This window comes from Saccharomonospora sp. (assembly GCF_027317685.1).
Taxonomy (GTDB): domain Bacteria; phylum Actinomycetota; class Actinomycetes; order Mycobacteriales; family Pseudonocardiaceae; genus Saccharomonospora.
In genome coordinates, this window is the sequence record NZ_DAHVQP010000144.1 from 1 (window position 1) to 6,920 (window position 6,920).

Annotated in this window: 6 protein-coding genes; all 6 read right to left on the minus strand. The window is 68.6% G+C overall.

Translation table 11 applies throughout. The annotated features are described in order from the left end of the window. Positions 1–654: Mur ligase domain-containing protein (locus tag M7H19_RS17655; RefSeq protein WP_298182962.1), on the minus strand; the 654-nt coding region annotated here is incomplete at its 3' end. Between the two features lie 35 nt (positions 655–689). Continuing rightward, positions 690–1,823: an undecaprenyldiphospho-muramoylpentapeptide beta-N-acetylglucosaminyltransferase gene (gene murG / locus M7H19_RS17660; protein WP_298182964.1), complete on the minus strand. Its 1,134-nt coding sequence runs from the start codon at positions 1,821–1,823 to the stop codon at positions 690–692. Positions 1,824–2,004: 181 nt separating this feature from the next. Beyond that, on the minus strand, positions 2,005–3,393 hold the full coding sequence (gene ftsW, locus M7H19_RS17665; RefSeq protein WP_298182950.1) for a putative lipid II flippase FtsW: 1,389 nt from the start codon (positions 3,391–3,393) through the stop codon (positions 2,005–2,007). Positions 3,394–3,521: 128 nt separating this feature from the next. After that, positions 3,522–4,898: a UDP-N-acetylmuramoyl-L-alanine--D-glutamate ligase gene (gene murD / locus M7H19_RS17670; RefSeq protein ID WP_298182953.1), complete on the minus strand. Its 1,377-nt coding sequence runs from the start codon at positions 4,896–4,898 to the stop codon at positions 3,522–3,524. 8 nt (positions 4,899–4,906) lie between these two features. Beyond that, positions 4,907–5,992 (minus strand): phospho-N-acetylmuramoyl-pentapeptide-transferase, encoded by a 1,086-nt coding sequence (gene mraY / locus M7H19_RS17675; RefSeq protein ID WP_298182956.1) that lies wholly within the window; start codon positions 5,990–5,992, stop codon positions 4,907–4,909. A 79-nt stretch (positions 5,993–6,071) separates the two neighbouring features. Next, on the minus strand, positions 6,072–6,920 hold an 849-nt coding region (gene murF, locus M7H19_RS17680), incomplete at its 5' end, for a UDP-N-acetylmuramoyl-tripeptide--D-alanyl-D-alanine ligase (RefSeq protein ID WP_298182959.1).

Here is a 6,920-nt window from a genome sequence, read left to right on the forward strand (position 1 = left end):
GTCGTGGAACACCGCGTGGTAGGCATCCGCCGTGCCGTGGTGGTCGAGGTGGTCCGGTTCGATGTTCGTGATCACAGCGACCGACGGCGAGTACGACAGGAACGAGCCGTCGCTCTCGTCGGCCTCGGCCACGAAGATCCCACCCTCGCCGTGATGGGCGTTGGCACCCGACTCGTTGAGGTCACCACCGATCGCGAACGACGGGTCCAACCGACAGTGCTGCAACGCGACCGTGAGCATCGACGTGGTGGACGTCTTGCCGTGGGTGCCCGCGATACAGGCGACCCGATGTCCTTCCATCAGCGCCGCCAACGCCTGGGCCCGGTGCAGCACCGGAATCCCGCGCTCGCGGGCCGCGACGAGCTCGGGGTTGGTCTCCTTGATCGCCGTGGACACGATCACGGCCGACGGCGCATCACCGAAGACGTCCAGGTTCTGAGCCTTCTGCCCCACCTCGATCCGCGCGCCGTGAGCACGCAGCGTCAGAAACGTACGAGAATCCTTCGCGTCGGACCCCGACACGCGTCCCCCTCTGTCGAGCAGGATGCGCGCGATCCCGCTCATCCCCGCGCCTCCGACCCCGATCAGATGTGCCCGCCGCAGCAGCTCGGGCAGTTCGGGCGTCCCGAGTGTCCCGGGTGTCCCGGGTGTCATAGCCCCCAAGCCTTCCCCCTCGTCGACTGTCCTGCTCACCGACGCCTCCCCGCGGCTTGTTCCAACACCATCGCCGCGAGAACCTCGTCGGCTTCTCTGTGTCCCAACCCGACCGCCGCCGCACTCATGCGCGACAGTCGCTCCGGGTCGGTCACCAGAGGTATCACGAGTTCGGCGACCTTGTCGCTCGTCAACTCCTCATCCGGCACCAACAGTGCCGCGCCCGCGTCCACGGCGGGCCGCGCGTTGAGCGCCTGCTCCCCGTTGCCGTGGGGCAGCGGAACGAACACCGCGGGCAGTCCCACCGCCGAGACCTCGGCCACCGTCATCGCCCCGGAACGGCACAACACCAGGTCGGCCGCGGCATAGGCGAGGTCCATCCGCTCCAGGTAAGGCACCGGCACATACGGCGGCTTACCGGCGAATTCCTGCACCACCAGCGTGTTCTTCGGTCCGTGGGCGTGCAGTACGGCGACACCGGCGTCGGCGAAGTCCTTGGCGGCCTGCGACACCGCGGTGTTGATCGAACGCGCTCCCTGGGAACCGCCGAACACGAGCACGGTCGGTGCCTCGGGGTCCAGTCCGAAGTGCCGCCGCGCCTCGGCACGCAACGCCGACCTGTCGAGTGCGGTGATCGTGCGACGCAGGGGAATACCGATGACCTCCGCGTCGGGCAGAGACGTACCCGGAACCGCGGCGACGACCTTCGCGGCGAAACGAGCCCCGACCTTGTTCGCCAGTCCCGCGTGTTTGTTGGCCTCGTGCACGACGATCGGCACCCGGCCCCGCGCGGCGAGATACGCGGGCAACGACACGTAACCGCCGAAACCCACGACCACATCGGCACCGACACGGTCCAAGACCCGGCGAGTGCGTCGCACCGAGTCCACGACCTTCCCCGGCAGCCGCAGCAGGTCCATCGTGGGTTTGCGCGGCAACGGCACCGGAGGCACCAGCTCCAGCGGATAGCCACGAGCGGGTACGAGCTGATTCTCCAGGCCGCGTTCGGTCCCCAGCGCCACCACCCGCGCATCGGGGCGCAGTCGCATCACCGCATCGGCCAACGCCATTGCCGGCTCGATGTGCCCCGCCGTTCCGCCACCGGCGACCACAACGGTCGGCGCAGGCTTGAGCCGCTCCGGCGACCCTTCAGCCTTCGCACTCTCCACCGTGTCGCCCACCGGCGACTGTCCACGCGACGCCTCCGCGTCGCCGGGCCTTGCCTCGGTCACGTCCGTCCTTCTCCAGTGTTCCCCACACGCCGCGCCGAATACAGCGCGGACACGCCATCCGGCGCGGTGCCCACGAACCGTTGCGGGGGCCGTGGCGGCCGGGCCGTTCGAGCCCCGCTCATCTGCGCCCTCTCCGCTTCACCGTCGTTCGTTTCGTCGTCGCACGCGACGTCGTGCGCCGACCGTACTCCGGGGCCGTGCGCCTACGTTCCCCTGCCACAGTACGACCGGTCCTGCCGTCGCGGCGGGCCGGACGAACCGCCCTGCCCGCGCCCGCCCGATTACCGCCACGACGCCGTGCCGGGGGCCGGTAGGGCTCCGGCGCTGGCAACCGCATCAGACGTCCGAACTTACCCGGCCCCTGCGTACGGAGCGCCGCTACCGCCTCCGGCTCGTGCCGTGCGCAGTTGGCCAGCAGCCCGAACAACAACATGGTCACGACCAGCGACGTTCCGCCGTACGAGATCATGGGCAGAGTCAGCCCGGTGACCGGCAACAACCCCACGACATAGCCGACGTTGATCGCCGCCTGTGACACGACCCACGTCGTGAGGGTGCCCGCCACGATCCGGATCCACGGGTCGAGATTGCGCATGGCGATGCGCAGCCCGACGAAAGCCAACAGTCCGAACAGCCCGAGTACCACGAGGCAACCGACGAGGCCCAACTCCTCGCCGATCAACGCGAAGATGAAGTCGTGCTGCACGTTGGGCAGGTACATCCACTTGGACTGGCCCTGTCCCAGCCCCTTGCCGAACAGACCGCCGTCCGCCAACGCGTACAGCGCCTGGCTGGACTGCCAGCCGCTGCCGAGCGGATCCGCCTCCGGGTTGAGGAACGCGGTGATGCGCTGTTCGCGATACGTCGCGACGAACGCCAGTACCACCGCCCCCGCGGCGGCGGCCGCGACGATCAGTCCGAACAACAGTTTCGGAGCACCCGCGAACCACAGCAGCGCCAGCAGCACGACGGCGAGCGTGATGGTGCCGCCGAGATCGGGCTGGGCCATGACGAGCGCGAACATCAACAGCGCGGCGGGTACCACGGGCACGAGCAGGTGCCGCCACTGATGCAGCACCTCGTACTTCGCCACGAGGACGTGCGCGCCCCACAGCGCCAGGGCCACCTTCGCGATCTCCACCGGCTGCAACGACAGCGGGCCTACCACGATCCAGCCCTGCGAACCGTAGAAATCAGCGCCCAGTGGCGTCAGCACCAGTACCAACAGGCCCAGGCCCACCACCATCGCCGTGGGGGACAACGCGCGGATGCGCGGCAACGGAATGCGCACACCCAGCCAGAAAGCCACCATCCCGACCGCGACGAACGCGAGATGCTTCTGGAACAACGCGTACACGCTGCTGTCGGTGTCGTAGGACGACACCGACGACGCCGACAGCACCATGACCACGCCCAGCGCCCCGAGAGTGCCGAACACCGCGAGGATGAGGTGGAAATCGGCGAGCGGACGCGCCAGCCACGCCGTCAACGCGGTCCGAGTCACCACGGAACGTCGGTCCGGGCGGGAGGACCGCTGCGGTGCACGCCGAGGGGAACGCTGGAGTGTGCGCTGCCGCGCGCGCCCACGTCGACCGGCTCCACGCGTGCCGTCATCGCGGTCGGCGCTCACCGACGTCACCGCAATAGCTCGCCGACCGCCGACACGAACGCCTCGCCCCGCTCGGCGTAGTCGCGGAACATGTCCAACGACGCCGCAGCGGGCGCGAGCAGCACCGAGTCTCCCGGACGCGCCATTCCGCGCGCTTGTCTCACCGCCGCAGTCATGGGCTCATCGTCACCCGAACCGACGCGCCGAACCAGGACATCCGGCGCGTGTCGCGCGAGAGCCTCGGCGAAGATCTCGGCGTCCGCGCCCAGCAGCACCACGCCTCTCAACCGCCCCGCCACCGCCGCGACCAGCTCGTCCACGGACGCGCCCTTGAGTTGGCCGCCCGCGATCCATACCACGCTGGGATGGGCCAACAGCGACCCGATCGCGGCATGCGGGTTGGTGGCCTTCGAGTCGTCGATGTAACGCACACCGTCGACCTCGGCGACCTCCACCGCCCGATGCGCCCCGGGGCGAAACGAACGCAGCCCCTCGGCCACCGCTTCGGGACCCACCCCGTGCGCCCGCGCGAGCGCGGCGGCCGCCAACGCGTTGGCCACGTTGTGCGGCCCGCCGGGACGGACGTCGGACAGCGTGCCCAGCTCCTCGGCCGTGTGCACCGGATCGGCCACGAACGCGCGGTCCACGAGCAGGTCCTCCACGACACCGAGTTCACCCGGCTTCGGCGCGTCCATGCTGAACCCGACCCTGCGGGCCTCCCGGGGCGCGTGGTCCTCGGCGAGCGAGCGGGACCACGGATCGTGCAGGTTGGTCACCACGGTCGCGGAACCCCGGTGGACCGTGCCCTTGGCCGCCGCGTATTCGGCGAGACCACCGTGCCAGTCGAGGTGGTCCTCGGCGACGTTGAGCACCACCGAAGCCGAGGGAGCGAGGGTGCTCGACCAGTGCAGCTGAAAACTCGACAACTCCACGACCAGCGTGGGGTGTCCCGCCAGTACGGCGTCGAGCACGGCGAAGCCGACGTTGCCGCACGCCACCGCGTCGACACCGGCGGTCCGCAGTATCGACTCCGCCATGCCGACCGTGGTGGTCTTGCCGTTCGTCCCCGTCACCGCGAGCCACGTGGGCGGATTCGGACGCTCACGTCCGATCCGCCACGCCAGCTCCACGTCGCCGATAACCTCGATACCCGACGACGCCGCCGCGAGCAGCAACGGAGCCGTGGGTCGCCAGCCGGGACTGGTGACCACGAGCCGCGTGCCCTCCGGCGGCGCGTCGAGCCCGGGAACGAGCCGGACGTCGAGGTCGCCGAGTTCGGCGAGACGCTCGGCGTCGGCGTCGGTGACGGTGACCCGCGCTCCCATCGCGACAAGCGCGGCGGCCACCGAACGACCGGTCACCCCGGCGCCCGCGACACACACGACGACCCCGGCGAGATTCATGGTCCGCCTCACCCTCCTCCGAGGCCGAGCTGCTCGCTGTAGAACAACCCGATCCCGAACATGCAACAGATGGCCGCCAGCAACCAGAACCGAATGATGACCGTGGTCTCCGCCCAGCCCGCCAACTCGAAGTGGTGGTGGAACGGTGCCATTCGGAACAGCCGCTTGCGGGTGGTCCGGAACACGGCGATCTGCAACACCACCGAGACCATCTCGACGACGAACAGACCACCGATCACGATGGCCAACAGTTCGGTGCGCGTGGTCATTGACAACCCGGCCACGAGGCCACCCAGCGCGAGCGAGCCCGTGTCACCCATGAAAATCTTCGCGGGTGCGGCGTTCCACCACAGAAAGCCCACACAGGCACCGGTGGCCGCCGCCGCCACCACGGCGAGGTCCAACGGGTCACGCACGTTGTAACACGCGGGCTGGAAAGCCTCGACACAGCTGAGCCTGGCCTGCCAGAACGAGATCACCACATAGGTGGCGAGCACCATCGCGGCCGCGCCGCCGGCGAGTCCGTCGAGACCGTCGGTGAAGTTCACCGCGTTCGACCACGCCGAGATCAGCAGGTAGCAGAACAGGATGAAGATGGGAACCGGGAACACGATGAGCGCGATGTCCCGGGCGTAGGACAGGTTCTGCGACGCGGGCGTCAGGTTGTTCTCGTCGGGGAACTGCAGGACCAGAATCGCGAAGGCCACGGCCACTACGAGCTGACCGACGAGCTTCGCCGTCTTGTTCAGCCCCAGGTTCCGCTGCTTGCGGATCTTGATGAAGTCGTCGAGAAACCCGACGATACCCAGGCCCACGGACAAGAACAGCACGAGCAGCCCGGATGCGGTGGGACCGTCATTGGTCGAACCACGCCAGACGTCGACGAGGTGAGCGGCGAAATACCCCGCCACCATCGCGACGAGGATCGCGACACCACCCATGGTGGGTGTGCCGCGTTTGGACTTGTGCCCTTCCGGGCCCTCCTCCCTGATCTCCTGGCCGAAGCCCTGTTTCGAGAAGAACCGGATCAGATACGGCGTGAGCAGGATGGACACAACCAGTCCCACGGAGGCCGCGATCAAGATGCTGATCACGCTTCAATCCTCCTGATCCGCGAGCCGTGCTCGATCCCTCCTGTGTTTCCTCTGCGATCACACGGTGAGTCGTGTCGCCTCACGCGCCACCGTCCTCTTCCAACAGCGCGTCGGCCACCCGCCACAGCTCGGCGACCTTCGATGCCTTGACAAGAACAACGTCGTCGGGCCGCAATTGTTCGCGCAGCAGCGCGATCGCGGCGTCGGTGTCCGGTACCAGGACCGACTCCTCTCCCCAAGAACCTTCGTGGCTCGCCCCACGGTGCATGGCGGCTGCCTGCTCGCCCACCACGACGAGCCGGTTGATGTTCAACCGGACGGCGAGCCGACCGATCTCGTCGTGCGCGGACACGCTATCGGCCCCTAATTCACCCATGACACCGAGGACCGCCCAAGATCGTCGTGTCGAGGTCATGGACGCGAGAGTCTTCAACGCGGCCCGCATTGATTCGGGGTTCGCGTTGTAGGAGTCGTTGAGCACGGTGACACCGTCGGAGCGGGTAGCGACCTCCATCCGGCGCTCCGAACGACGCGTGGCGGCACCGAGACCGGCCGCGACCTCGGTCAGCGGCATGCCGAGCTCCAGCGCCACAGCGGCGGCCGCGAGAGCGTTGCCGACGTGATGCTCACCCACCAGCCGCAAGGTGACCTCGGCCCGTTCCTCACCCACCACCAGGTCGAAGGAGGCGTGCGCGTGCTCGTCCAACCGGACGTTCTCCGCGCGGACGTCGGCCTTCGGCATCTCCCCGACACCCACGACACGGGCAGACGTGCGCCGGTCCATCGTGGCCACGAACGGATCGTCCACGTTGAGCACCGCGACCCCCTCGGCGGGCAGCGCCTCGACGAGCTCCCCCTTCGTCCGCGCGATGCCTTCCTGGGAACCGAACTCCCCCACGTGCGCGCTACCGACGTTGAGCACCACCCC

Excerpts from the sequence above, each read along its gene's own strand:
- murD (WP_298182953.1), bottom strand. The coding sequence starts at position 4,898 with ATGAATCTCGCCGGGGTCGTCGTGTGTGTCGCGGGCGCCGGGGTGACC.